Origin of the sequence: Pantoea sp. JZ29, from assembly GCF_035190385.1 — a bacterium.
Classification (GTDB): domain Bacteria; phylum Pseudomonadota; class Gammaproteobacteria; order Enterobacterales; family Enterobacteriaceae; genus Pantoea; species Pantoea stewartii.
Genome location: NZ_CP045241.1, coordinates 2,337,486 through 2,360,426 on the forward strand (window position 1 = coordinate 2,337,486; position 22,941 = coordinate 2,360,426).

Sequence of the window (22,941 nt, forward strand, 5' to 3'; positions counted from 1 at the left end):
ATTATACCAGTCGGGTTGTGTGCCAGACGGCCTTATCGGTCACGCTGTGATAAGGCGGGCGGTGAAGTTCGTAAGCCATGGTCATGGCATCCAGCAGCGTCCAGAGAATGTCCAGCTTGAACTGCAGAATCTCCAGCATCCTGTTCTGTTTTTCCGCCGTATTACAGAACTCAAGCGCCAGGGCAAGACCGTGTTCCACGTCGCGGTTAGCCTGACTCAGACGGCTGCGGAAGTAAAAATAGCCTTCTTCTTTAATCCACGGATAGTGCTGAGGCCAGCTGTCGAGCCGTGACTGATGAATCTGTGGCGCGAACAACTCCGTCAGCGAACTGCAGGCCGCCTCCTGCCAGTTAGCGCGGCGGGCAAAGTTGACATAGGCATCTACCGCAAAACGCACGCCCGGCAGGACATGCTGTTCAGAAAGCAATGCCTCACGCGTCAGCCCGACCGCCTCGCCCAGCCGCAGCCAGGCCTCAATGCCGCCATCAGCGCCCTGGCTGCCATCGTGATCCAGAATACGTTGTACCCATTTACGCCGGGTGGCCGGGTCCGGGCAGTTGGCCATGATGGCCGCATCCTTCAACGGGATACTGGTTTGATAATAGAAGCGGTTCGCCACCCAGCCCTGAATCTGCTCGCGTGTGGCCTGGCCATTGTGCATCGCGATGTGATAAGGGTGATGGATATGGTAGTACGCGCCTTTATCACGCAGCGCCTGTTCGAAGGCCTGAGGCGACAGGGTTTCCGTAATCAGCATCTTTCGTCCTGCAACTGTATCGCCATTCCGTCCTGACTCACCTCAATGCCCTGTTCAGTCAGGTACTGACGCTGAGGCGACTGTTCGTCAAGGATGGGATTGGTGTTGTTAATATGAATAAGGATTTTGCGTTTTGCGGGCAGACGGGCGAGTAACGCCATCAGCCCCTGCTCTTCGGCCAGCGCCAGATGGCCCATGGCCTTGCCGGTATTTTTGCCCACGCCCGCGGAGAGTAATTCATCGTCCTGCCAGACCGTGCCGTCAATCAGCAGGCAGTCCGCCTGTTCGAGCCACGGCAGAATCACCGCATCCGGCTCGCCCAGTCCGGGCGCATACAGCAGTTTCTGGCCGTTTGCGCGGTTTTCAATAAACAGCGCCACGTTATGGCCCGGTAACGGCCGATCGCGATAAGGCGAGTACGGTGGTGCGTTACTGAGGATTGGAATCGCAGTGAACTGGAGATCCGGACAGACGTCCACGCTAAACGGCGCTAACGGGCGAATGGGCCGATGCTGTAAGCCGCCGTTCCAGTGTTTCAGCATGGTGAACACCGGGAAGCCCGTGGTGAGATCGTCATAGACTTCCGGCGTGCACCATACCTGATGCGGACAACCTTCACGCAGACTGAGCAGACCGGTAGTATGGTCTATCTGGCTGTCAGTCAGGATAATGCCGCCGATCGCCGTACCGCGCAGCACACCTTTTTTGATGAGTTCTGGCGTGTGCAAAATCTGCTGACTGATATCGGGGGAGGCATTGCACAGCACCCAGTCCTCGCCATTATCGCTGACAATAATAGAGGACTGCGTACGCGGCGTCGCCTGAACGGTGCCGTTACGGACACCCTGACAGTTGGGACAGTTGCAGTTCCATTGCGGGAATCCGCCGCCTGCCGCCGAACCAAGGACTTTAATAAACATGAAAGGGACCAGGTGTTGAAACAAAATGCCCGCACAAGCGGCGGGCAAAGGATTAACGGTTGGAAATGTACAGTGTTACTTCCAGACCGAGGCGCAGATCAACAAATGTTGGTTTTTTCCACATAATTTTCTTCCTTATAAATAAACAGACAAAGAACGTACTGCAAGACAGCATCGTAACAGGGATTAAAATGCGAACCTTGTCACGCTATTTTCTCGCAGACCCTGGGGTGAAATCAACGAAAAGCCCGTAAGAAAACGTGTTAACGGATGCCGGTAAGGTGTAAAACCCGCAGCCAGTTTCCCCACGTCAATTTCTCCAGCACGCTTTCATCATAGCCTTTGTCGCGAAAAACAGCGAGCAACCGGGGCAACCCACTGACATCGCCGAGCGCATCGGGCACCGAAATGCCGTCAAAGTCTGACCCGAAGGCCACATGATCGCTGCCCATTATGTTAATAAGGTGATCGCAATGTTTGACGATTTCTGTCAAATTGGTGTCGCTGTCACGTTTTCCGTCAGCACGCAGAAAAGCGTTGCCAAAGTTAATCCCGACCACACCGCCGCTGTCGCGAATCGCCCGAAGCTGATCATCCGTCAGGTTACGGGGTTGCGGACAGAGAGCATGCGCATTGGAATGACTGGCGACCAGTGGGGAAAGGCCGAGGCGCGCGGTATCCCAGAATGCCTTCTCGTTCATATGGGACACATCAATCATCATATTCAGCGCGGCCGCCTGCCTGATAAGCGCTTCCCCTTCTGCCGTCAGGCCGGGACCGGTGTCGGGTGATCCCGGAAAGCTGCCGCTAACCCCTTCGCCAAAGCGGTTTTTCAGATTCCAGAAAGGCCCAATCGAGCGCACCCCGGCATGATAAAACGCCGTCAACGCCTCGCCGTCGGGATCCAGCGCATCCGCGCCTTCGATATGGGCGACTAACGCCAAAACGCCCTCTGCGCGACAGGCGTCGATTTCTGCCGCGCTGCGACACAGTTTTACCCGCCCCTCCGCGTGCGCCACGATACGCTGCAGCAGGTCAAGCTGCTGCCACATTATCGTCAGGGGATCATAAGGTTCTTCTGCAGCACGCGTGGACGCGACCTGCGCCAGGTAATCCTTCGGCAGAACAAAAATCGCGCACAGCCCACCTGCGAATCCGCCCTGCTGGATGCGAGGGTAATCCAGATGGCCCTCAGGCACGCCGGCAAAGAACGCCTCAGCAGGCGCATCACGATGGTGCAGCCACAAATTCAGTAACAGATCGTTGTGCCCGTCGAAAATCTGCATAGAAAACCCCCTCAAGAACATCGGGTTATGCTAACGCTGTCGCCCCGCTTCGGCAAATGGCAGCGCACGCCGTGCCACAGCCCATGAATCACGGTTGTCACTTTTGCGTATCAGGTTGTCATTTTTGCGCGCGCCGCATGGCTGCGCTTTCGCCACACTGAGCTGACACCGAAAAGGAGAACGCAATGTTAACGAATCCCGCCGAGAAATACCGCCCTTTCCCCCTGGTTGACCTGCCTGACCGTCAGTGGCCTTCGCGGTCAATCAGCCGTGCGCCGCGCTGGCTGTCTACCGACCTGCGGGATGGCAATCAGGCGCTGGCTGAACCGATGAGTCGCGCGCAAAAGCTGCAGTTCTGGCAATTATTGCTGGACTGCGGGGCCAAAGAAATCGAAGTCGCCTTCCCGTCAGCCTCGCAAACCGACTTTGACTTCGTACGGGATTTGATTGAACAGCAGCGCATTCCTGAAGACGTGACGGTGCAGGTTTTAACCCCCGCGCGTCACGATCTGATTGAGACGACCTTCTGCGCCCTGAAAGGCGCACCGCGCGCCATTATCCATTTGTACAATGCCACCGCACCGCTGTTCCGGGAACGTGTATTTAACCAGAGTAAAGCGCAGATTGTAGCGCTGGCTACCGACAGCGCGCGGCAAATCCGGGCCGCCTGCGAGGCCGCACCCGAGACACTGTGGACCTTTGAATACTCGCCGGAAACCTTCTGCTTTACCGAGCCAGCGTTTGCCCTCGACATTTGTGAAGCGGTGGCCGCCGTCTGGGAACCCGGGCCTGAGCGCCCCATGATCATCAACTTACCCGCCACGGTTGAAGTTAACACGCCCAATGTGTATGCCGATCAGATTGAGTTTTTCTGTCGTCACTTTAGTCGTCGACAGGCAGTGTGCATTAGCGTTCATCCGCATAACGATCGCGGCACGGGCGTTGCCTGCGCGGAACTGGCGCTGTTAGCCGGTGCGGACCGCATTGAAGGCTGCCTGTTGGGTAACGGAGAGCGCACGGGGAATGTGGATCTGGTGACGCTGGCGTTAAATCTTTATACCCAGGGTGTTGCCCCCGGACTGGATTTCAGTGACATGGCCCGCGTGATTGAGGTCGTCACCGCCTGCAATAAACTGCCCGTCCATCCGCGTCATCCCTATGCCGGCGAACTGGTGTTTACCGCGTTTTCCGGTTCGCATCAGGATGCGATCAAAAAGGGGTTTACCTGGCGCGCACAGCAGCAGGAAACCGTGTGGCAGATGCCCTATTTGCCCCTCGACCCGGCGGATATCGGCAGCAGTTATGAAGCGGTGATTCGGGTTAACAGCCAGTCGGGGAAAAGTGGGGCGGCCTGGCTGCTGGAGCAGAACCACGGTCTGCAACTGCCGCGCGCCCTTCAGCAGGATTTCAGTCGGTGTGTACAACAGGAAACCGATACCCACGGAAAAGAAATGACGCAGCACGCGGTCTGGCAACTGTTCTGTCGTCACTACCAGATTGATCGGCCCACGCTGCGTCTGATGGATGCCCAGAGTGAAAGCGAACAAGGCGAGCAAACGCGCCTGCGCGCCCACGTCCGCCATCACGACCACATTCTCCTGCTGACAGGCTGCGGTAACGGGCTGTTGTCCGCCGCCGTCAACGCGCTGCGTCACGCCTGCGATCTGACGTTAACGATCGAACATTACCATGAACACACGCTGGGAAAACGCAGCGACAGCCGATCGGTTGCCTATGTCAGCTGTATCAATCTTCAGGGAGAGCGCGCATGGGGCGTCAGCATCGACAGCGATACGTCACGTGCCGCCCTGCAGGCCCTCCTCAACGCGGCAGGTCACTTTCTGCCGCCGGAAAGTAGTCCGTCGGTGCCACACCGAGCACACGACGAAACATCGCACTAAACGCACCGGGGCTCTCATAGCCCAGATCGAGGGCGACCTGTAGAACCGGGTCGCCCTGTGCCAGCCGGGTCAGGGCAATGGCCACGCGCGCACGGCGCACCCACTCGCTGAAATAAAGCCCGGTTTCACGTTCGAAGTGACGGGCCAGCGTCCGGCCAGACACATTAAGCCATTCGCTGGCGCGGGCCAGCGTCCAGTCACCGGCGGGCTCCGCCTGAATCTGCATGCACAATGCCTGTAAACGCGGGCTGTCGGGCACGGGCAAGGCAAAGGGCAGCACATCCATGCCGCGAATTTCATCCAGGATCAGCTCGTAAATCCGTTCCGCCCGGCTGGCGGGCGCATAGGAAACCGGTAAATCCATGGCGCTGACGATCAGCGCCCGCAGCAGGGCCGAAATTTGTACGACCTGGCAACTGGCAGGCAGATCGGCCCTGGCCAGCGGGTCCACAAATAGCACCCGGGCCGCGACCGCGCCGGTAATCTGTAAGCTATGGCGCGTCATGGCTGGCAGCCAGACGCCGCGGCTGGGCGGTACCACCCAACTGCCCTGTTCGGTTTCAACCCGCACCACGCCGCTTAAGGTATGAATCAACTGCGCACAACGATGAAAATGCCAGGGCTCCGTTGCCCCATGCGGATAATCGTGCGCCAGCGGCACCAGCGGACGCGTGCTGAAATCGAAACGGATCGTTGCACTCATTGCGACTTAAGGTACTTATAGATCACCGCTAAATCCTCTTCGCCGTGCCCGGCCTCCACGGCCTGCTGCCAGACGCGGGCGATATTTTCCAGCGCGGGCAGTGTGCTGTCCGACGCCTCAAGCGCCAGCCGGGCATCTTTAAGCGCCCACTGCAGATGCATCTGCGGCGTGTAATCTTCGCTTTCCATCATGGCGAGCTTCATTTTGGCATACGGCGCGGCCAGCGGACCGCCGTCCAGCACCTGCCACAGATCGTGGGTTGAAAAACCAAACTGTTCAGCGAGCCGGTTGCTCTCCGCCAGACTTTGCATCAGGCCGATTAACCAGCTGTTGATCACCAGTTTCATACGCGAACTTTTGCCCGCCTCGCCCAGCCACTGCGTGCCTTTACCTATCGCGGCAAACACCGCTTCAGCAGCCTGGGCACGCGAACGGTCGCCGCTGGCCAGCACCAGAATCTGGGCGTTTTCCGCAGGCGCTTTGGTGCCGGAAACCGGTGCATCGATAAACACCACATCCGGGCGCGTTTGGGCAAAGAAGGCGATCAGCGCATCGGTTTTTTCAACGCCAATGGTCCCCATCTGACACAGCGTGGCGTCCTGCTTCAGAGCCGCGTTCACCTCATGCAGCACCTGCGCTGTCGTTTCGCCATCGGATAACATCGCAATCACGACATCAGCCTCGCTTACTGCTTCAGATGCCGAATCCGCAAGGTTCAGCCCGGCGTCAACCAGGTCTTCGCCCCGTGCGCGCGTGCGGTTCCAGCCGTGAACCTCAAACCCTTTTTTCAGTAAATTCGCTGCAAAGGCGTGCCCCATGGCACCCAATCCTAAAACCGCTACGTTCATGCTGATTTCCTTGTAGTGAATAGTCAGGCCCGTGTTGCTCATACGGGTTGGCGTAAGATAAAAGGTAGCATCGGTTACCTCGTCCTTCCGTTAACGTCCGCTGTGGCTTCCCAAACCAGTTACTGACAACGCCGCCTGTCGTTCGGCCCGCAACCGGGCCAAACGCGGGAGAGATCTACCCAGGATGCCCGTCTCACGGTTACATCCATCGGCTGAACATTTACGTTTTTCCAGACAACAGACAAAACGATTAACATAAGGGCGATTGTGCCCGTGGGTTCGTTTATCCCCGTATACTGCGACCTGCCGCCAGTCGTCATGGCGTTCGACCCGCATCGGGCTGGCGACCTCCCCTGGGATAGCCGCTTTCAGGCCAAATACAGAGGGATATTAAGCGATTACGCCGGTAAAGCCTGCCGTTTTTTGTGCTGCCTGCCATCTTTTCTCTGCCGCTGACTGCGACGGCAAGCGGATGCCCGGTATCGTGCGCAACCGGGTCGATACCGGCTTAGAATCAGCCCCTGAACAGGGCTTTTATGCGGTCGCGGAATGGCGTTATATGAGCAATATTGCCGCAGATGACAGCAACACAGTGCGTGCACCTTCGTATGCCGTAACGGTGGTAAACAGCGGCTACAAATGGCGGGTTGATGCATAAACACAGGATCTGGTTGGCCGGGTCGATAATCTGGTTGACTATATGGGCTCAGTCATCGTCAACGAAAGCAATGGCCGTTATTACGAATCGGTACCGGGACGCAACTACAGCGTTGGCCTGACAGTTCCAGTAAACGCAGGCGGCTGCGCAGGTGCTTCGTGACCGCTGACTCGCTCTTTCCCTTATTTTTCAGGCATGACGTTGTTACATGCCGGGATAATTTTGCGGGACGCCGCGAATGGATCCCTGCGTTCTCGCGGGGGCCGGTGGTGCTGAGGCTGACAGGACCTTTATTTCGGCCGTGACATGGCTGGAAACCAGACGCGGCATCGCGCGCCTGGCGAGGCGGGACAGTGAACAGGCGCAGCGCTTACGCCACGCGTACCAGACCCAGGTGCTGGCGGTGTATCATGAGCGGACGCTGGCAGGATTGCACGCAACTGCGCACGGCTGTATATGCCCGTTAGACGTGCTGACACCCATGCGTTGATTGCAGCGACGGCGATGCAGCCTGATCTCATTCTGGCGACGCGTCAGCCGAAAGACGTCCAGGGAATGAGCGTGATGCTGCTCATCCCCTGGCAAGTCGCTTAACCCTTACAGGGCGTTAAGTTTTGCACGCACATCGTCACAACTGCCGGTTTCCCCCAGGCGAGGAAAAATGCGTTTAATGCTGTTTTCGTGCGTATCGCTATTTAAATCCGTCATCGCATCGACCGCTAACGTGACGTTGTAACCTAATTCGTAAGCCTGACGTGCCGTCGACTCTACGCCGATACTGGTGGCAATACCGCAGATAACCACCTGCGTAATACCGCGTTTTTGTAGCTGATCATGAAGCGTGGTTTGATTAAACGCGCCCCAGGTGTGCTTAGTGACGGTGATATCGTTGTGTTGCGGTGTCATCGCCGGTACCAGTGTGGCCCAGTTTGCCGGTAATTCGCCCTGATGCCGGGGGGATTCGGTTCGGCCCGGTGCGCCGCCCGCGACATTCACAATCACGACAGGCAGGTCTTTTTCACGAAAGGCGGCCGCCAGGGCTGCGCAGCGTTCAATAACCGGCTGTGGCTCATGCACAACCGGCAGCGCAACAATCCCCTCTTGCAGATCGATAACAATCAGAGCGGTTTTCGCATCAAGTGTGGTTAAAGCCATGGTGAGTCCTCTGGAAACAGTATAAGAAGTATGGCGCAGGCTGATGCCGCTACGCACCGCCGGTTCGCCGCCAGTGCCCGAACAGGCGCGCCATACAGGGGGAGGCAATTATAGCGTGCCGGGCAGCGCTGAACAGGCGCGGGTCGTTTCAATTTGTAAGTCAGGCTGATTAATGGGCAAACCCGAGCCGGTGCTCAGCGTCGCTCGACATAGTGAATCAGGCTGTGAAAGCGCAGGCGCGTATCCAGCGGATTGCGATAACTGTGGGCCACGTCCGCGCGGAACTGAAAGGCCTCGTCCCGCTTCAGCCGCCGCCAGGTATCAGCAATGCCCAGCAACAGCTCGCCTTCCAGCACCACCACCTGCTCGATCACGCCTTTTTCATGCGCGGCAGAATCACTCTGCGCGCCTGGTGCCAGCTCAACGGCAAGCAAATCAAAGCGTAGCCGATCGTCATAAGGTAACAACGGCGTCACCGCCATCTGCGCATTGTGCTGGCGATAACGGGCCACTTCCCCTTCGGCGATGGGCAACTGATGAACAAAAAACGAGAACGGGACATTAAAGCCGGTGGCGATTTTCCACAGGGTGGCAATCGTCGGGCTGGACTCGCCGCGTTCAATCTGCCCCAGCATCGCCTTACTGACGCCTGTTTTCTCGGCGGTTAACGTAAGGCTCCAGCCATTGGCTTGCCTCAGTTGTTTCAGCGCCTCGCCAAGATAGTGATGCAAATTTTCCATATTGTCTCCTGCATAAGCGCATCAGTGTAGCACTTGTGCGTTATAGCGCACTATGCGACGATGTGCGCTATAACGCACAAGAGGAAGAGACCATGTCACTGCGCCATCCACCGTTTCCCGTTACCCTGCCTATGGTGGTGTCAGGCTTTGTCGCCGTGCTGGTCGGCTACAGCAGCACAGGTGCGATTGTTTATCAGGCCGCCCAGGCGGCTGGCGCGCCGCCTGCGCTGATCGCAGGCTGGTTCTCCGTCATTGGCATCGCAATGGGAATCGCCTCAACGGGGCTTTCCCTGGCTTACCGCATGCCGGTGCTGGCCGCCTGGTCCACGCCGGGGGCGGCCTTGCTGGCCACCAGCCTGCCGGGCACGTCTCTCAATGAGGCTGTGGGCGTATTTGTTTTTGCCAATGTCCTGATTGTGTTATGCGGGGTCACGGGCCTGTTTGCCCGCCTGATGAATCATATCCCGGCGTCGCTGGCGGCTGCCATGCTGGCGGGCATTTTACTGCGCTTTGGCTTGCAGACGTTTAGCGACTTCGCCGTGAACTTTCCCCTCGCCGCCACGATGTGTATGAGCTGGTTACTGGCGCGCCGCTGGTTGGCCCGTTATGCCATTCTGATTACGCTTCTGGTCGGTGTTACCCTGGCGGTAGCCCAGAACAGTCTTCATTTTCCGGCGCAGGCTGCCCGTTTCAGCCTTCCTGCGCCTGTCTGGCCGTCGTTTTCACTGCACACGCTTATCGGTATTGGTCTACCCTATTTTTTAGTCACCATGGCGTCACAAAATGCGCCCGGCGTCGCCACCCTACAGGCACACGGCTATCGTCCGTCGGTATCCGGGCTCATGAGCTGGACCGGATTACTGGCGTTGGTTCTGTCGCCGTTCGGCGGATTTTCGGTGTGTGTGGCGGCCATTACGGCAGCGATTTGTATGGGCGAAGAGGTCGATCCCGATCCCCGTCGTCGCTGGATTGCCGCGGCAGTGGCCGGCGGATGTTATCTGTTGGCTGGCCTGTCCGGTGCGCTGATTGCGGTGCTGTTCAGCGCACTGCCGGCTGTAATGGTGCACGTAGTGGCGGGCCTGGCGCTGGTGACGACCCTGGGCGGCAGTCTGCAACGGGCACTGGCAGAGCCTGCTGACCGCGACAGCGCGCTGTTGGCTTTTTTAATCACGGCGTCGGGCGTGACGCTTTTAGGGATCGGGTCGGCGTTTTGGGGATTAGTGGGTGGCGTTATCGCGCATCTGTTATTAAAACGTAAAACAGCGTAACATCATCTGGGCATTGGTTATTTTCCCGGCAGCGGGCGAAAAAACCACGCATTTGACCTCTTTTTCTGCGGTTTGATTTGCCATTGCCCCACGTAAAATCACCGTAATTGACGATAACACGCGATCTTCTGCCTCAGACAACGACCGATAAGGGCCTAACAGGTGGCAAAAACTTTTCTGCGCAGCGGCAATCTGGATGCGGTTCTGGCTTTAGGTGAGAACGGCCAGCCGGTATTTACGTCCGCCCTGCAAATCCGTGAGACCCTGCGTTTGCGCCGCCAAAGCGCACTGGCAGACTGCCTGGCGATTCCGCAAACCAATGAACGTGGCGACCGGCTTGACTGGTACGCGCCTTTTTCCGGCAAAGTCAAATCCTGGATGGCCGCGAGCGATTATGAACGCCGTCAGGCGTTGCAACATCTCACCGCCTGCCAGCAGGATCTGCAAGCCATTAGCGCCCGCGCCCGCGAGGCTGCCAATCCGGCGATGCGCCTGTTTGGCGCGCTACTCGGCAAGAGCCTGCAATTCCCCAATCAGCAATATGTTTATCTGGTGAACGGTAAACCTGTCATCACCTTTTGGGGATTTGTGGATGCGCAGGAGCGCAACCGTGATGATGCACTCGCCTGCCTGCGTGAAAGCCTGGAGGAGTCGCTGCCTGCTTCGCTGGTCGAACTGCCACCCGAGCCTGTTGTGCCGCCTGCGCCCGAACCGGTGGTGGTGCCCGAAACCGCCGCGGTGGTACCGCCGGTCGCAGAGGTGCCCGCGCCTGAGCCGGAACCTGTACCAGAGCCTGTGCCCGCTCAGGCCGCGCGTCGTCCGGCTTTCCGTCTGTGGTATCTGATTCCGACGCTGGCCGTTGCCGCAGCGGCCGCGACGGCGGTTATCCTGCATATGCCGCAATCGGAGCCCGTCACGCCGTCCGCCCCGGTCGCCCAAAATACCGCCCCTGTTGCCGCTATCAGGCCGGCAGCCATGGTGCCGGCTGAAAAACTGGCTGACACTTTGCCGCAGAAACCGGCCGCCGTGGTAGCGGGTGCGCAAACCGCCGCCAGCGCTGCGCCTGTGCCTGCAGCGGCACCGTCTGCGACGCTTTCCAACGTGGTTGCGCCTGCGGTGCCCGCGAAACCCGACGATCTGGTGGTGACACCGGATGCCGTCCGTGATGGTCAGGTTCAGGTGATTGACGGACGCTGGCGCGTGGAGATCGAAAACATCAAAACGCCGACCGGTAAACCTCCTGTCATGCACTTCCAGTTTAACAATGGCAAGGGCAGCGTACAGATCAACCAGGGGAACACCACCTGTAAGGCCGATGTCACGGCGGCGATGACCAGCGCGGGTAACATGGTGATAGAAAGCCGCTTTACCGCCCGGTGCGCGGACAAATCGCGTTACCGTATGCCGATGTTAGTGTGTCATTCCAGCATTGGCGCCGCCGCCTGCGAAGCGCAATACTCCGGGGATCGTGTGTATCCCATTACGATTAAGCGTGAGAGTAAGTAACTATGTTGGCTCCCCTGATCGATGATAAGCAAAAAATTTCTCTGATTGAGAACAGCGGCGTGCAGTTCCTGGATTTTGGTCTGCAACTCTCCGCAACCCAGGCGCGCCGTCAGTTTGTGCGCCAGACCGCAAATGGCCCGTTACTGCGTCTGAATATGGACGGTAACAGCGGTAAATTTTTACTTTACCCGCAGGACGGTGGCGCACCGGAAGTCGTGCGTCCCGAAACCGATATCGCGCTGTCCGACTCCCTGACCTTACTGGAAGCCTGCTGGCTGCCGCTGCCAATGCTGCGTTGCGCCTCAGGTCGTCGCTTTATCGGCGGCCCGGAAAACTGGGCGCGCATGCGGTTAGTGGCGCTGGAGAAACCTGACAGCGCAGGCAACACGCACCGCGTTACGCTGGCGTTTGATACGCGCTGCGTGGCGGAAGAAGATGGCGGCGAACAGTTGGGACTGACGCCATCCGACGCACAGAACGGCGTTACCTTTGCCCTGGCCTGGCACAACTACGAGCTGGGGGAATTTCTTGATCACACCTGGGTAGATGGCTGGCTGCGCGAATCCTTCACCGACCGCGTGTCCGATCGCCGTGAACAGGCCATCAGCCAGGCGCTACGTGAGTTTGAATATCAGGCGCACTACCTCAACCTGCTGGAATTGCTGGGCGAACAGCTTAACCTCACGGAGATTCACATCCAGGCCGCCACGCTGCAAACGCCAGCCGTCAACGTGGATATCATTCTTGACGTCGGCAACTCGCACACCTGCGGTATTCTGGTGGAAGACCATCCGGAAGAGAGCAACGGCCTGAAGCAGACCTACGAGCTGCAGATGCGCGATCTGTCTCAACCACATCGTGTGTATAACGAGCTGTTCGACAGTCGGCTGGAATTTGCCGAGGCGCGTTTTGGTAAAGCCAACTTTTCGCTGGAAAGCGGCCGTGAGCAGGCCTTTATGTGGCCTTCACTGACCCGCGTCGGACGCGAAGCCAGCCGGCTGGCCTTGCAGCGTGCCGGTCTGGAAGGCAGCACCGGGCTGTCCAGCCCGCGGCGTTACCTGTGGGACGAAGCCCGCTATCAGCCGGGCTGGCGCTTCAATCAGCAGAGCCCACAAGGTGAACCGCAGGCCTGCGCCGCCCCTTTCACCTCACTGATGAATGACGAAGGTCAGCCGCTGTATGCGCTGCCGCTGGATGAACGCCTGCCGGTGTTCTCCGCTCACTACAGCCGCAGTTCACTCATGACGTTTATGCTGTGTGAGCTGCTGGCCCAGGCACTGATGCAAATGAACAGCGCGGCACAGCGTCAGCGCATGCCGCAAAGCCATGCACCGCGCCAGCTGCGTCATGTGATTCTGACGCTTCCGTCCGCCATGCCAAAACCTGAACGTGAAATCTTTCGTCGTCGCATGCAGGAAGCGATTGCGCTGGTGTGGAAAGCCGAAGGCTGGCATCCGGCCGACGAGGAATTTACGGCGGAGACGCAGGCGCAAAGCAGTAAACCCGTGCCGGACGTACAGATGGAGTGGGATGAAGCCACCTGCGGTCAGATGGTGTGGCTGTTTAACGAAACCCAGGTGAACTTTGCCGGCCGCGCAGAAGACTTCTTCAGCAGCATGGCGCGTCCGGATCGTCCGCGTGAAGCCGATGAGCAGCCCGGCAAGAGCCTGCGCATTGCCTCTATCGACATTGGCGGCGGCACTACCGACCTGGCGATTACCCAGTACCGTCTCGATGACGGCCAGGGCAATAACGTCAAAATTACGCCGCGTCTGCTGTTCCGTGAAGGCTTTAAAGTGGCCGGCGACGATATATTACTGGATGTGATTCAGCTGTGGGTGTTGCCGGCCCTGCAACAGAGCCTGCAGAAAGCCGGCCTGACGCTGGCCGAACCGCTGATCAACAAACTGTTTGGCCACGACAGCCGGATGGACGGTCAGGCGACGCTGCGGCAGCAAGCCACGTTGCAGGTGTTTATTCCCCTGGCGCAGGCGGTGCTTGAACGTTACGAGAACTGGGATCCGCTGGAAAGCCATGCCGAAATGAATGCGCTGTTTGGTGAGCTGGTCGATCAACGTCCGGCAGACGCGGTGCTGGCGTTTGTTAATGGCGAAATCCAGCGTGAATTAGGCGGCAACAGCCGCTTTGACCTGCTTGAGGTGCCGCTGGTGGTCAGCATGGCGCAGCTTCACGGCGAGTTTATGCAGCACCGCATGGCGATCATTCCGGCACTGCGATCTATGTGTGAAGTGGTCTCACTGTATCAGTGTGACGTCCTGCTGCTGACCGGACGGCCCTCACGCTTCCCCGGCATCCAGGCGCTGGTGCGTCATCTGCAACCGCTGCCGGGCAGCCGAATTTTGTCGCTGGAAGGCTATCACACCAGTGACTGGTATCCGTTTAACAAACATGGCCGTATCGATAACCCGAAATCCACGGCCGCCGTGGGCGCGATGTTATGCCTGCTGGCCCTGGATTTGCGCCTGAGCAGCTTCTGGTTCCGCGCGGGCGATTTCGAACCCTATTCCACGATCCGTTATCTCGGCATGCTGGACGAAAACCAGGCCCTGACCGATGAGAACCTGTGCTACAGCGACATCGACCTGGACGATCCCGCTTTCTCGCTGGATCGCAAAAGCAGCTTCCGGATTCGTGGCAACGTCTGTCTGGGCTTCCGCCAACTGGATAATGAACGCTGGCCCGCGTCGCCGTTGTACAGCCTGACGCTCAATGATGCCGCGCTGGCGCGCAAGGTTGCGGGTGAAAGCGTGCTGCGCGTGAAGCTGGCGGTGAAAGCCGGTCCGGATGCGCCTGGCCCCGAGACGTTGGTGTTAAGCGAAGCCCGACTGGACGATGGTACGCGCGTTCCGCTTGAACATCTGAGCCTCAAACTGAATACTCTCTCCGCCACTGGCAATGCCAATGCGCAATACTGGATTGACAGCGGGAGTGTATGTAAACGATGAGATCGGTTAAACCCCGCCAGCCGCAAACGCTGGCAAAACGCCTGAGTTTATTGCAGGACGCCCTGAATGGCAGCCTGGCATGGATTGAAAACACCCGCGAACAGTCGCCCCGTCTGGCACTGGAAGCCGAAACCCTGACCCTGCAGTTACGTCAGGCCCGTGTGCAAACGCAGGCGCTGGCGCAGCAGGTGGCCCGCCCCGTCACCTTAGCCCTGTTTGGGCAGTCTCAGGCAGGCAAAGCCTGGTTGTTAACGGAGATGGTCGCCGATGCCCAGGGACAGTTAATCACCGCGCTAAGCGACAAGCCGGTTAACTATTTTCAGCATATCAACCCAGGTAACCTTGATTTCGCCACGGCGACGCGGTTTACCCATCAGCGCGAGCCGCTGTCGTCGGAGTGGCCGGTTGAACTGGCCCTGATGAGCGAAGCCGAGGTGCTACGCCTGGCGATTTCGTGTGGCGAAGGCGTCAGCCAGCCCGATACCGCAAACATCGACAGCGTGATACAACGTCTGCAGCGTCACCGCTTAACGACGCCACTGCCTGGCCTGGAGAGCGATGCGCTGGTTACGCTCTGGTCATGGTGCCGCCGCCATCATTTGTATGATGCACAACTGGATCGGCACTTCTGGCCTCAGGCGGTTGAACTGGCCCCGTGGCTGAGCGTCGACGATCGGGTCCAGCTGTTCTCTCTGCTCTGGCCCGCCGAACCGGCCCTGAATGAGCTGGTGCGGAGCTTGCTGCACCTGCGCCACCAACTGCGTAACAGCACACGCGTGCTGGGGCCGCTTAGCCTGTTAACCGATTCGTCTCTGCTGCCTGCCGAACAGCTTATCGTCCCGGCCAGCGAACAGGATCTCTCGCTGCACATTGAGATCTGCCCGTTAAACGGAAACCGCCTGGCCAAGCCGCAACATGTGGCGCTGGGATTACTGGCGCTGCTGACGCTGGAGGTGACGATTCCGCTCAGCTCCACGCCGCGCACCGCCATTTATGACGAAGCGGACATGCTGGAGCTGCCTGCACCCGGTACGCCGAGTGATGCGGCGCTGCGGGAAGAACGCCAGCGCCTGCAGCAGCAGGATGCGCTGCGCGCACGGCTGCTGGAGCACAAACGTACACTGCTCCCCGGCATCTATGCCGCCCGCCAGGGCATCGATTTGCTGCTGATCTGCACCGCCGCCAGCCAGCGTCAGGATGTGGATATCGCCAGCCGCGCCCTGCGCGAATGGCAACGCCTTCAGCCGAAAAACGACGCGGGTGAAAAACCGCGTCTGATTTGGGCAATCACGCCTTATGATGCGCGCCATCAGCAGGTGAATGTGGATGAGGCGGTACAGCGTCAGGTCGGCCAGCCGGGTCAGCAATGGGGTTCCATGCTGGCACTGGATCGCGCCGGTGTGGATCGCATGTCCGAATGGTTACAGGATGAGATGCAGCCAGAGGCCCGCCGCGATCAGCTTATCGCGCAACTGGCGCAGATTCAGCACATGGTCGTTGAACGTCGGCTACAGCCCTGGACCGAAGCCGGTGCGTCGCCCGATCAGGCGGTGCGCAAGCAGAACATCGCGGATACCTTGTTGAAATGCCTGCAACATCGCACCGGTTTGCATGGAGAACTGCTGGAGCGTTTGCAGCCTTCCCGCGAAGCCCTGCGTCAGCTGTGGCTGAATCAGTCGGGCTCATCCGTTCCTGCCGCCACCACCAGTATTCAGGCACCGGAGAACCAGTTTGGTATCGGTTTTGAGTTCGACCTGTTCAGCGATGCTGAAATTGAACAGCCCGCGCCTCAGCAGTCCAGCTTTGGCCAGGGCCTGACTCAGTTCCCGCGCCAGGTCTTCAGCCTGTGGCTGAACCATCTGCGCCAGTTGCCGGAAAATCAGAGCCTGCTCACGCTGCTGAATATCGACAAAGCCACGATGGAATGGTTAATAGAAGAACTGATCACCGCCAGTTTCCGCACCGGTATCCTGCAGTCGCTGCAAACCGCCCTGCATGAACCGGACGCGCAGAGCATGTCGCATGAGTCGCGCGCCGATCGTCAGGTGACGCGTGCCATGACGGTGTTGGGGGATTTCGTCGCGTGGCTGGGCTTCCTGCAGCGTCCGGAAACAGAACGTCCGGCCAGCCGGGTTAACCGTGGCCAGTCGATCTTCTCACGTCCGCCTGCGCCGAGTGTGAATTTCAGCGCCGGTCAGCGACTGACAAAACTGTCGGCTACGCCAGCAAACCACACGGCGTACTACATATATGACTGGCTGGTGGGCCTGAACACGGTCATTATCGAAAACAACGGCTATACCGGTGGGGGCGATCTGCCGGTCAGCGCGCGCGAAGCGCTAGCCGACCTGCTCAAACCACTGCGTAACTAAGCGTATATCAGGCGCAGTTCGCCACTCAGCGACTGCGCCGCCTCTTCCAGCAACGCCAGAACCGGAGCCAGATCCGCGTCGTGCCGATCGGCATTCAGCAGATAAATCTCCGCCGGCAGGGCCATGCCACCTGTCAGCCAGTCCCAGAGCGCGTCCAGGTTATTGCCGAAGTCGCCGGAGCAGTCGCTTTGCGCGGCAAACTGCCGGTAAAAGGCATCGCGATCCGCCAGCTCACCGAGATCAAACCGTAAGCGCAACATCGTTACTGCACCGGCTTAAAACTGCGATAGTGGTCAGTGGAAAGAAACACCAGCCCGTCTGACGAATACACGAGGCGATCCGCCTCACGATGGCCGCAGCGGTAGTTCACATCCGCCTCATACCACTGCCGGTCGGAACGTTCAGGTAGCTTTCTTTCGCGGTTGGAAAAGCGATCGCCGCCAATCGCCCGGCCCGGCAGCACGTCACACAGATTGCCCTTCGCAGGATTCCAGCCCAGACGGCGGGCCTGCTTCTTTGTGATGTAGTAATCGGGCAACTGCTGATGCTGTAGCACCCAGCGGGCGACGGTTCGCACATCCGTTAAGGCGGCGATGTCTGCGGCAGAGGTTTTGGCAGGTGCAGACGTCAGATAGGGTCGCAGACCTATCCAGGAGAGGATAAGGATGAGGACTAATCCTAACCACAGTTTTTTTGACATGATGACATCCCTGGAAAACAGGATGCAGATAATAGCAGTTTTCTCAGCGGATAAAACAGCGCGGGCCAGATGACCTGGCCCTGGCGGGGTTTACTGCATTGCAGCCTGCGACGGCACACTGTGACGGCGCCACGCACCCGGAGCAACACCATACTGACGCTTGAAGCTGCGGTTGAACGACTGCTGCGAGTCAAAGCCCAGCGAAATGGCTACGTTCAGAATAGGTTCGTTGGTGCTGGTCAGGCGATCCGCTGATTTTTTTAATTTTTTCATACGGATATATTCACCCAGTGGATAGCCTGTGTGCTCTTTAAACATCCGTTGCAGGTGCCATTTTGAGTAGCCCGCGCGCTCAGAAACCGTATCGAGATCGAGGCGTGCTTCAATATTGTTGTCAATCCAGTTAATCAGATCGTGAATAAAAGCGTTACTCATCATTTGTCTTCTCCGGTCGCGCCAGCGAACAGTATTAGTATCAGTTGCAGTTACACTTAAAGCGTGACTGACAATGCCATTTAATGCAAGTTTAATTAATACATTAAATGCCGCACATTTTATGGGGACTTACCTCATGCCCTGTCAGGCTGGATGCTGGCCGATAAATCATCGCTCATCAGACCGCACATAAAGTGTATCAGTTATTCTTGCAGTTCTCAGACACACAAGCCTACACTCCTCGCGATAAATTGCAACCATAGAAGTTGCAAATATTGGCCTGCGGGCTTTACTTCACTGTTCATCGCGGAATCACAACAATGATAAGCAACTGGGTTCGTCAGGGAGTTACCCTGCTGGGGATGGGACTGGTCATCAGTCAGTTAAGTGGATGTGACACGGGTCAGGCGAACAGCGCCCCGCCGCCGCCGCCCGAGGTGAGTGCGGCTGTGGTGGTGACAAAACCGGTCAGTCAGTGGGACAGCTTTAATGGCCGCATAGAAACGGTTGAAAGCGTCCAACTGCGCCCACGGGTTTCAGGCTACATCACCACGGTTAATTACCATGAAGGGGATGAGGTGAAAAAGGGTCAGGTCCTGTTCACCATTGACGACCGTAGCTACCGCACCGCACTGGATCAGGCGAGAGCCTCGCTGGCGCGTGCGCGGAGTCAGGCCAGCCTGACCCGCAGTGAATCGGCGCGCACAGAAAAACTGCTCGGTACTCAGGCGGTATCACGTGAGATGTGGGAGCAGCGACGCGCCAGCGCCAGCCAGGCGCAGGCCGATGTGCAGGCCGCCGAGTCGGCTGTGGCCATGGCCCAACTGAATCTGGATTTTACCCGCGTCACGGCGCCCATTGACGGCCGCGCTAGCCGGGCCATGATCACCGCAGGAAACCTGGTAACCGCCGGGGACAGCGCCAGCGTTCTGACGACGCTGGTCTCGCAAGACAAGATGGTGGTCTATTTCGACGTCGATGAAACCACCTTCCTGCACTACCAGGCCATGGCGCGTCAGGGCCAGCAACGTCATGCCCTGCCCATCGAGATTGCGCTGGCAGGCGAACAGGGTTACCCGCACCGGGGTAACGTCGACTTCCTGGATAACCAACTCAACGCCAGCACCGGCACCATTCGCATGCGTGCGCAGCTGGATAACCATCAGCGTATCTTTACGCCTGGCCTCTTTGCGCGCGTTCGCCTGCCGGGTCGTGCAACCTTCAACGCCCTGTTAATTGACGATAAAGCCGTGCTGACCGACCAGGATCGCAAATATGTTTATATCGTTGATGCTCAGGGGAAAGCGCAGCGCCGCGACATTAAGCCTGGTGCCATGGCTGACGGACTGCGTATCGTCGAGGCCGGTTTGCAGGCGGGCGACCGGGTCATCGTTGCCGGACTGCAAAAAGTGTTTATGCCCGGAATGCCGGTGACGGCCAAAACTGTCGATATGGCCGCTACCGCCGCTCAATAACCCGAGGTTGATATGGATTTTTCCCGCTTTTTTATTGATCGGCCAATCTTTGCCGCCGTGCTGTCGGTATTGATTTTCATGACCGGCCTGATCGCCATACCGTTATTGCCCATCAGTGAGTATCCCGACGTGGTGCCGCCGAGCGTGCAGGTGCGCGCCGAATACCCCGGCGCGAACCCAAAGGTCATTGCCGATTCCGTGGCGACCCCGCTGGAAGAAGCGATTAACGGCGTCGAAAACATGATGTACATGAAGTCCGTCGCCGGTTCGGATGGCGTGCTGGTGACCACCGTCACGTTTCGTCCCGGCACCGATCCGGACCAGGCGCAGGTTCAGGTACAAAACCGTGTCGCTCAGGCGGAAGCGCGACTGCCTGAAGACGTGCGCCGGCTGGGCATTACGACGCAAAAAATGTCGCCTACGCTGACCTTAGTGGTGCATCTGTTTTCGCCGGGCAGTACCTATGATTCTCTTTACCTGCGGAATTACGCCACGCTGAAAGTGAAAGACGAACTGGCCCGCCTGCCAGGCGTCGGGCAGATCCAGATCTTTGGTGCAGGCGAATATGCCATGCGCGTCTGGCTGGATCCCAATAAGGTGGCCGCACGCGGCCTGACCGCCGCCGACGTCGTCAGCGCAATGCAGGAGCAGAACGTGCAGGTTTCTGCCGGGCAGCTTGGTGCGGAACCGCTGAAAAAGCAGAGCGATTTTCTGCTGTCGATCAACATGCAGGGCCGGCTCGAAAATGAGCAGCAGTTCGGCGATATCATTTTAAAAACCGCTGAGGACGGCTCGCTGGTGCGGCTGCGCGATGTGGCACGCATCGAAATGGGTGCGGGCAGCTATGCGTTGCGTTCGCAGCTGAACAATAAAGATGCCGTCGGCATTGGTATTTTTCAGGCCCCCGGGGCCAACGCGATCGATCTTTCCAACGCGGTGCGAGCCAAAATGGATGAGCTGGCCACCCGCTTTCCTGACGATGTGAAATGGGCAGCGCCCTACGATCCCACTGTGTTTGTGCGCGACTCCATCAAGGCCGTGGTCCAGACTCTGCTGGAGGCAGTCTTTCTGGTCGTGCTGGTGGTGATTCTGTTCCTGCAAACCTGGCGGGCCTCGATCATTCCCCTGCTGGCGGTCCCTGTTTCCGTGGTGGGCACGTTCAGCGTGCTTTACCTGCTCGGATTCTCGCTTAACACCCTGAGCCTGTTCGGTCTGGTGCTGGCCATCGGTATCGTGGTGGATGATGCCATCGTGGTGGTGGAAAACGTTGAGCGCAATATTGAGATGGGTCTGTCACCCAAAGCGGCGGCGCATCAGGCCATGCGCGAAGTATCGGGGCCGATTATCGCTATCGCCCTCGTGCTCTGTGCCGTGTTTGTGCCGATGGCGTTTCTGTCGGGCGTCACCGGTCAGTTTTACAAGCAGTTTGCCACCACCATTGCCATTTCGACCGTCATCTCTGCCATCAACTCGCTGACCTTATCGCCTGCGCTGGCAGCGATGTTGCTGAAGGATCACCAGGCCGCCAAAGACAGGCCCACGCGCCTGATCGACTGGCTGTTTGGCTGGATTTTCCGCCCGTTTAACCGTTTCTTTCACCGCACGGCCCATGGCTACGAGTCGATGGTGGCGAAAACCCTGCGGCGGCGCGGCGCGGTATTTGGCGTGTATCTGGTGTTACTGGCGGGTGCCGGCTGGATGTTCCATGCCGTACCGGGCGGATTTATCCCCACGCAGGATAAGCTTTACCTGATTGGCGGCGTGAAAATGCCGGAAGGATCGTCGCTGGCGCGCACGGATGAGGTCATCCGGCAGATGAGTGAAATCGGTCTGCAAACGGAAGGCGTGGCCTATGCGGTTGCCTTCCCGGGCCTGAATGCGCTGCAGTTTACTAATACGCCGAACAGCGGCACGGTGTTTTTCGGCCTGAAACCTTTCAGTGAACGTAAGCGCACGGCGGCGGAGATTAACGCGGACATCAATGCAAAAATCGCCCGTATTCAGCAGGGGTTTGGCTTCTCCATTATGCCGCCACCGATTCTGGGTCTGGGCCAGGGTTCGGGCTATTCGCTTTACGTGCAGGATCGGGCCGGATTGGGCTATGGCGCACTGCAAACCGCGATTAATACACTCTCCGGCGCGGTAATGCAGACGCCAGGCATGCACTTCCCAATCTCGTCTTATCAGGCCAACGTACCGCAACTGGATGTGCAGGTTGACCGTGATAAGGCCAAGGCACAGGGCGTGGCGCTGACGGATTTGTTCAGTACGCTGCAAACTTATCTGGGGTCATCCTATGTTAACGACTTTAACCGCTTTGGTCGGACCTGGCGGGTGATGGCACAGGCAGATGGCGAATTTCGTGACAGCGTGGAGGACATTGCCAACCTGCGTACCCGCAACGATCGTGGCGAGATGGTGCCCATCGGCAGCATGGTGCATATCACCACCACTTACGGGCCCGATCCGGTTATTCGTTACAACGGCTATCCGGCGGCGGACCTGATCGGTGATGCGGACCCTCGGGTACTGTCCTCCGCCCAGGCGATGCGCCAGCTTGAGGCGATGTCCGGCCAGCTGTTGCCGAATGGCATGAACATCGAATGGACCGACCTCAGCTACCAGCAGGCGACGCAGGGCAATACCGCGCTGATTGTTTTCCCGGTGGCGGTGTTACTGGCCTTCCTGGTGCTGGCCGCGCTGTATGAGAGCTGGACGTTACCGCTGGCGGTGATCCTGATTGTGCCGGTTACCATGCTGTCGGCCCTGCTGGGCGTGTGGTTAACAGGCGGAGACAACAACGTCTTTGTGCAGGTCGGTCTGGTGGTGCTGATGGGCCTGGCCTGTAAGAACGCCATTCTGATTGTGGAGTTTGCGCGCGAACTGGAGATGCAGGGTAAAGGGATTGTCGACGCCGCGCTTGAGGCCTGTCGGTTACGTCTGCGCCCTATCGTGATGACCTCTATCGCCTTTATCGCCGGAACTATTCCATTGATTCTGGGGGAAGGCGCAGGCGCGGAAGTCCGCGGCGTGACGGGCGTCACGGTGTTCTCCGGTATGTTAGGCGTGACGCTGTTTGGCCTGTTTTTAACGCCGGTGTTTTATGTGGCGCTGCGTAAGCTGGTGACGCGTAACGCCGCGCGCCCGGTTACGGAACACGCGCAGTAATGCGTGTGCCCCGACGATCCTGCGGACGTCGGGGCACTACCTCTCAACGTCAGTATATACAACGCCCGACCCGTGCCCTGGCA

19 protein-coding genes and 1 pseudogene are annotated in these 22,941 nt (G+C 58.5%); 9 read left to right on the forward strand and 11 right to left on the reverse strand.

The annotated features are described in order from the left end of the window. Position 1: 1 nt before the first annotated feature. The 4 genes from pqqC to GC090_RS10885 form a co-directional block, all read right to left on the reverse strand. Positions 2 to 757 (reverse strand): pyrroloquinoline-quinone synthase PqqC, encoded by a 756-nt coding sequence (gene pqqC, locus GC090_RS10870; protein ID WP_033741349.1) that lies wholly within the window; start codon positions 755 to 757, stop codon positions 2 to 4. Continuing rightward, positions 751 to 1,677: a pyrroloquinoline quinone biosynthesis protein PqqB gene (gene pqqB / locus GC090_RS10875; protein ID WP_033741347.1), complete on the reverse strand. Its 927-nt coding sequence runs from the start codon at positions 1,675 to 1,677 to the stop codon at positions 751 to 753. The genes pqqC and pqqB overlap by 7 nt, the downstream gene beginning before the upstream one ends. Before the next feature lie 52 nt (positions 1,678 to 1,729). Then, a complete protein-coding gene (gene pqqA, locus GC090_RS10880; protein ID WP_009090272.1) occupies positions 1,730 to 1,801 on the reverse strand; it encodes a pyrroloquinoline quinone precursor peptide PqqA in 72 nt (23 codons plus the stop codon). A gap of 139 nt (positions 1,802 to 1,940) precedes the next feature. After that, positions 1,941 to 2,963: a dipeptidase gene (locus tag GC090_RS10885; RefSeq protein ID WP_324019728.1), complete on the reverse strand. Its 1,023-nt coding sequence runs from the start codon at positions 2,961 to 2,963 to the stop codon at positions 1,941 to 1,943. A 185-nt stretch (positions 2,964 to 3,148) separates the two neighbouring features. On the opposite strand from GC090_RS10885, the gene leuA reads away from it, so the two are divergent. Next, entirely contained in the window at positions 3,149 to 4,864 is a 1,716-nt protein-coding gene (gene leuA, locus GC090_RS10890; RefSeq protein ID WP_324019729.1) for a 2-isopropylmalate synthase, read from the forward strand. Here leuA and GC090_RS10895 read toward each other — a convergent pair. Continuing rightward, positions 4,785 to 5,567, reverse strand: a complete 783-nt coding sequence (locus GC090_RS10895; protein ID WP_324019730.1) for an AraC family transcriptional regulator — start codon at positions 5,565 to 5,567, stop codon at positions 4,785 to 4,787. The genes leuA and GC090_RS10895 overlap by 80 nt on opposite strands. Further along, entirely contained in the window at positions 5,564 to 6,415 is an 852-nt protein-coding gene (locus tag GC090_RS10900; RefSeq protein WP_226375699.1) for an NAD(P)-dependent oxidoreductase, read from the reverse strand. Before GC090_RS10900 ends, GC090_RS10895 begins: the two co-directional genes overlap by 4 nt. A 457-nt stretch (positions 6,416 to 6,872) precedes the next feature. Here GC090_RS10900 and GC090_RS10905 point away from each other — a divergent pair. Both GC090_RS10905 and GC090_RS10910 read left to right on the forward strand, forming a co-directional pair. Then, positions 6,873 to 7,235: pseudogene (locus GC090_RS10905) on the forward strand (TonB-dependent siderophore receptor); the annotation flags it as partial. Positions 7,236 to 7,311: 76 nt separating this feature from the next. Next, a complete protein-coding gene (locus GC090_RS10910; RefSeq protein WP_185199467.1) occupies positions 7,312 to 7,563 on the forward strand; it encodes a PIN domain-containing protein in 252 nt (83 codons plus the stop codon). A 107-nt stretch (positions 7,564 to 7,670) separates the two neighbouring features. Here the strand turns inward: GC090_RS10910 and GC090_RS10915 are convergent, their stop codons facing one another. Together GC090_RS10915 and GC090_RS10920 are read right to left on the reverse strand one after the other, a co-directional pair. Continuing rightward, complete coding sequence (locus tag GC090_RS10915; protein ID WP_039340433.1) at positions 7,671 to 8,228, reverse strand: isochorismatase family protein; 558 nt, start codon at positions 8,226 to 8,228, stop codon at positions 7,671 to 7,673. Positions 8,229 to 8,422: 194 nt separating this feature from the next. Next, complete coding sequence (locus GC090_RS10920; RefSeq protein WP_033741332.1) at positions 8,423 to 8,968, reverse strand: helix-turn-helix domain-containing protein; 546 nt, start codon at positions 8,966 to 8,968, stop codon at positions 8,423 to 8,425. 92 nt (positions 8,969 to 9,060) lie between these two features. Between GC090_RS10920 and GC090_RS10925 the strand changes: the two genes are divergently transcribed. The 4 genes from GC090_RS10925 to GC090_RS10940 all read left to right on the forward strand — a co-directional run bounded on the left by GC090_RS10925 (position 9,061) and on the right by GC090_RS10940 (position 17,080). Then, entirely contained in the window at positions 9,061 to 10,236 is a 1,176-nt protein-coding gene (locus GC090_RS10925) for a benzoate/H(+) symporter BenE family transporter (RefSeq protein ID WP_324019732.1), read from the forward strand. Between the two features lie 162 nt (positions 10,237 to 10,398). Further along, entirely contained in the window at positions 10,399 to 11,742 is a 1,344-nt protein-coding gene (locus GC090_RS10930) for an SrfA family protein (protein ID WP_324019733.1), read from the forward strand. A 2-nt stretch (positions 11,743 to 11,744) separates the two neighbouring features. Continuing rightward, the gene (locus tag GC090_RS10935) at positions 11,745 to 14,708 is read left to right on the forward strand and encodes a virulence factor SrfB (RefSeq protein ID WP_324019734.1); all 2,964 of its coding nucleotides are present in this window, start codon (positions 11,745 to 11,747) and stop codon (positions 14,706 to 14,708) included. Beyond that, positions 14,705 to 17,080: a virulence factor SrfC family protein gene (locus GC090_RS10940; RefSeq protein ID WP_324019735.1), complete on the forward strand. Its 2,376-nt coding sequence runs from the start codon at positions 14,705 to 14,707 to the stop codon at positions 17,078 to 17,080. Before GC090_RS10935 ends, GC090_RS10940 begins: the two co-directional genes overlap by 4 nt. Here the strand turns inward: GC090_RS10940 and GC090_RS10945 are convergent. From GC090_RS10945 to GC090_RS10955, 3 genes are all read right to left on the reverse strand, one after another. Further along, positions 17,077 to 17,340 carry a barstar family protein gene (locus tag GC090_RS10945; protein WP_033741324.1) on the reverse strand — a complete coding sequence of 88 codons (264 nt, stop codon included), beginning with the start codon at positions 17,338 to 17,340 and terminating at the stop codon, positions 17,077 to 17,079. The two genes, GC090_RS10940 and GC090_RS10945, sit on opposite strands and share 4 nt — an antisense overlap. 2 nt (positions 17,341 to 17,342) lie before the next feature. After that, positions 17,343 to 17,780, reverse strand: coding sequence for a ribonuclease domain-containing protein (locus GC090_RS10950; protein WP_006119088.1), 438 nt, complete (start codon positions 17,778 to 17,780; stop codon positions 17,343 to 17,345). A gap of 90 nt (positions 17,781 to 17,870) precedes the next feature. Beyond that, complete coding sequence (locus tag GC090_RS10955) at positions 17,871 to 18,218, reverse strand: helix-turn-helix domain-containing protein (RefSeq protein WP_006119087.1); 348 nt, start codon at positions 18,216 to 18,218, stop codon at positions 17,871 to 17,873. Between the two features lie 359 nt (positions 18,219 to 18,577). Between GC090_RS10955 and GC090_RS10960 the strand changes: the two genes are divergently transcribed. Both GC090_RS10960 and oqxB read left to right on the forward strand, forming a co-directional pair. Continuing rightward, complete coding sequence (locus tag GC090_RS10960) at positions 18,578 to 19,690, forward strand: efflux RND transporter periplasmic adaptor subunit (protein WP_416381884.1); 1,113 nt, start codon at positions 18,578 to 18,580, stop codon at positions 19,688 to 19,690. 12 nt (positions 19,691 to 19,702) lie between these two features. Continuing rightward, positions 19,703 to 22,858, forward strand: a complete 3,156-nt coding sequence (gene oqxB / locus GC090_RS10965) for a multidrug efflux RND transporter permease subunit OqxB (protein ID WP_058701955.1) — start codon at positions 19,703 to 19,705, stop codon at positions 22,856 to 22,858. Positions 22,859 to 22,941: the final 83 nt, after the last annotated feature.